Origin of the sequence: Nocardiopsis valliformis DSM 45023 (genome assembly GCF_000340985.1) — a bacterium.
In the GTDB taxonomy this organism is placed as follows: Bacteria; Actinomycetota; Actinomycetes; order Streptosporangiales; family Streptosporangiaceae; genus Nocardiopsis; species Nocardiopsis exhalans.
Genome location: NZ_ANAZ01000071.1, coordinates 1 through 3,123 on the forward strand (window position 1 = coordinate 1; position 3,123 = coordinate 3,123).

Genomic DNA, 3,123 nt, shown 5'->3' on the forward strand with positions numbered 1-3,123 from the left:
CACTCCCGCCCCGACGACCAGACCACCGACTGGGAACACGTCGCGCAGGGGCGTCTCGGAGCGGGCTCCGGAACCTGGGGGCCTCCCCCCGAGAACGCGACGCCCTTCGGTGTCCGCTTGGAGGAGGACCTGGAACCCGACGCCGCTCGCTACGGAATTCACCCCGTACTCCTGGACGCCGCGGTGCAGGCCACCATCCCGGAAGCCGAGGCCGGAGCGGTCCCCTCACCGGCCCTGTGGCGCGACGTCCGGCTGAACGCCAGCGGCGCCACGGGCGTGGGTGTCGTGACGACACGGCTCGAGGACGGGGCCAACCGGATCGACCTCCTCGACGGTGAGGGCGGCTCCGTCGCCGCCATCGGTTCCCTCGGCTGGGTTCAGGTCCCCGAGGAGCGATTCGCCTCCGCTTCCACGGACGGGAGTGAGCAGCTTTCACACGTCGTCTGGATCCCGTTCACCCCGGGTGCGGCGGCTCCGGAACGCGCGTGGGCCGTGGTGGGAACCGAGATGCACGGGGCTCAGTCCCACCGCGACCTGGACTCCGTGGCCGACACCGTCGTGAGCGGTGGGCCGGTGGACGCCGTGGTGGTCCGATGGGACCCAGAAGACCGCGGCGACCGTCCAGCCGCTGTGCACGCGAACGTCCTGCGGGTGCACGCTCTGGTCCGGGAGTTCCTCACGAACGAAGCGCTGGACGGTACCCGGTTGGTCGTCCTCCTCCCCCACACCGCCGAGGGTGACGAGGACGGACTCACCACGGCCGCGATCCGCGGCCTGCTGCGTTCCGCGCAGGCCGAAACCCTGGGACGTGTGCTGTTGGTCCGCACCGATATCCCCGTACCGCCGTTGGAGAGCATCTCCGCCCTCCTCGGGGCGGGCGAATCCGAGGCCGTCCTGAGCGAGGAAAGCTTCCTGGTCCCCCGTCTGCGCCCCGTTCCCACCGGCGATGCGGACGCTCCGGTGCGGGACCTGGGTTCCGGCACCGTGGTGGTGACGGGTGCGACCGGCCTGCTCGGCAGCCTCATCACCCACCACCTGGCCACCAACCACGGCGCACGCCACTTCCTCCTCCTCAGCAGAAGCGGCAACAAGGCCCCCGGCGCCACCGAACTCCTCACCCGACTCGAAGCCACCGGAGCCACCGCCGAACTCCTCGCCTGCGACGCCGCCGACCGCACCGCACTCGCCGCAGCCCTGGACACCATCCCCGACCACCGCCCCCTCTCAGCCGTCGTCCACACCGCCGGCACCGTCGACGACGCCCTCTTCACCAACCTGACCGAAACACAACTCACCCAGGTCCTACGCCCCAAGGTCGACGCCGCCTGGAACCTCCACGAACTCACCCGCGACAAAAACCTCAACGCCTTCATCCTCTACTCCTCCCTCGCCGGAATCCTCGGCAACAGGGGACAGGCCAACTACGCCGCAGGCAACGCCTTCCTCGACGCCCTAGCCCAACACCGACACACCCAAGGACTCCCCGCCCTCTCCCTCGCCTGGGGTCCTTGGGCGAAGGAGGGCCAGCCCTCCGCACCGTCGGCCTCCCGGCACGCGTGGTCCGAACCGCTCTCCCCCGAGGAGGCGACCGTTCCCTTGGACGCCGCGCTCCGGCGAAGCGACGCGGTCCTCGCCGTGCTGCGGTTGAACCGGTCCGGCACCGGGGGGGAAGGGCTTCCGCCGCTCCTGCGTGAGCTGGCCGGCGGGACCAGACGCCGGGTCGTCCGGGGAGACGTCTCCGGTCCGAGGCCTCTGGCCGACAGGCTCGCGGCAATGTCCGAGGACGAGCGCGGGCAGGCGCTCCTCGATCTGGTGCGTACCCACGTCGCCGCTGTGCTGGGTCGGAGCGGACCCCAGGACGTGCCCGCCGACCAGGAGTTCCAGGAGCTGGGTTTCGACTCCCTGACGGCGCTCGAACTACGCAGCCGCGTCAACGAGGCCACCGGGCTCCAGGTCTCCGCGACCCTGGTCTTCGACCACCCCACCCCGGCTGCCTTCTCCGCTTCCCTGGCCAAGAGGCTGGCACCCCGTGAGGACGCGGCCGACTCCGGTTCGGCAATGGAGCGCCTGGACCGCCTGGACACCCTGCTGATGTCCGACGCGCTCACCGAGCAGGAGCGCCAGGCGGTCAGGCGCCGGATGCGGACGATGCTCTCCCGACTGGGCCCGGCCGACGGATCCGATCAGGCACCCCAGCAGATCGCCTCGTCCTCGGTCGAAGAGATCTTCGACTTCATCGACTCCGAACTCGGCCGCGCCGAGGGCTGACAGCGGCCCCGCCCGCGGACGAGCCCCCCGAACGACGACAGGATCCCCATGGCGAACGAAGAAAAACTGGTCGACTACCTCAAATGGGTCACCGAGGACCTGCGCAAAGCAAGGCAGCGCATCGAGGAATTGGAGTCCGAGGACGACGAGCCCATCGCGATCATCGGCATGGGATGCCGTTACCCGGGGGGCGTGGGGAACCCCGGCGACCTGTGGAACCTGGTCGCCGAAGGAGGTGACGCCATCACGGAGTTCCCGACCGACCGGGGCTGGGACCCCGAGGAACTGGCCCGTTGGACGAGCACACGCGAATCCGGATTCCTGGAGGACGCCACCGGCTTCGACGCGGCCTTCTTCGGGATCTCGCCGCGTGAGGCGTTGGCCATGGACCCCCAGCAGCGGATCCTGCTGGAGGTGGCCTGGGAGACCGTCGAACACGCTCGCATCGATCCGGCGTCCCTTCGGGGAAGCGAGACGGGCGTCTTCGTCGGGGTGGTGGAGGAGAGCTACCTGGGGCTCAACGCACCAGAAGAGCTGCACGGCTACCTCATGACGGGCAAGCTCAGCAGCGTGGCCTCCGGCCGGATCTCCTATACGTTCGGTTTCGAGGGACCTGCGGTGTCCCTGGACACCGCCTGCTCCTCCTCCCTGGTCGCACTGCACATGGCGATCAACGCCCTCCGAGCGGGCGAGTGCGACCTCGCCCTGGCCGGCGGCGCCACCGTCAGCGGCGACCCGGGCGGGCTCATCGACTTCGCGCGCCAGGGCGGGCTGGCCGAGGACGGCCGCTGCAAGTCGTTCTCCGAGACCGCCGACGGCACCGCCTGGTCCGAAGGCGTAGGCCTCCTAGCCGTC

2 protein-coding genes are annotated in these 3,123 nt (G+C 70.2%); both read left to right on the forward strand.

Annotated elements, in window-relative coordinates; translation table 11 throughout:
* Positions 1-2,268 (forward strand): type I polyketide synthase (locus D457_RS33890; protein ID WP_017584657.1); only part of this gene is annotated, 2,268 nt, incomplete at its 5' end.
* A 48-nt stretch (positions 2,269-2,316) separates the two neighbouring features.
* Positions 2,317-3,123: beta-ketoacyl synthase N-terminal-like domain-containing protein (locus D457_RS0131535; protein WP_017584658.1), on the forward strand; the 807-nt coding region annotated here is incomplete at its 3' end.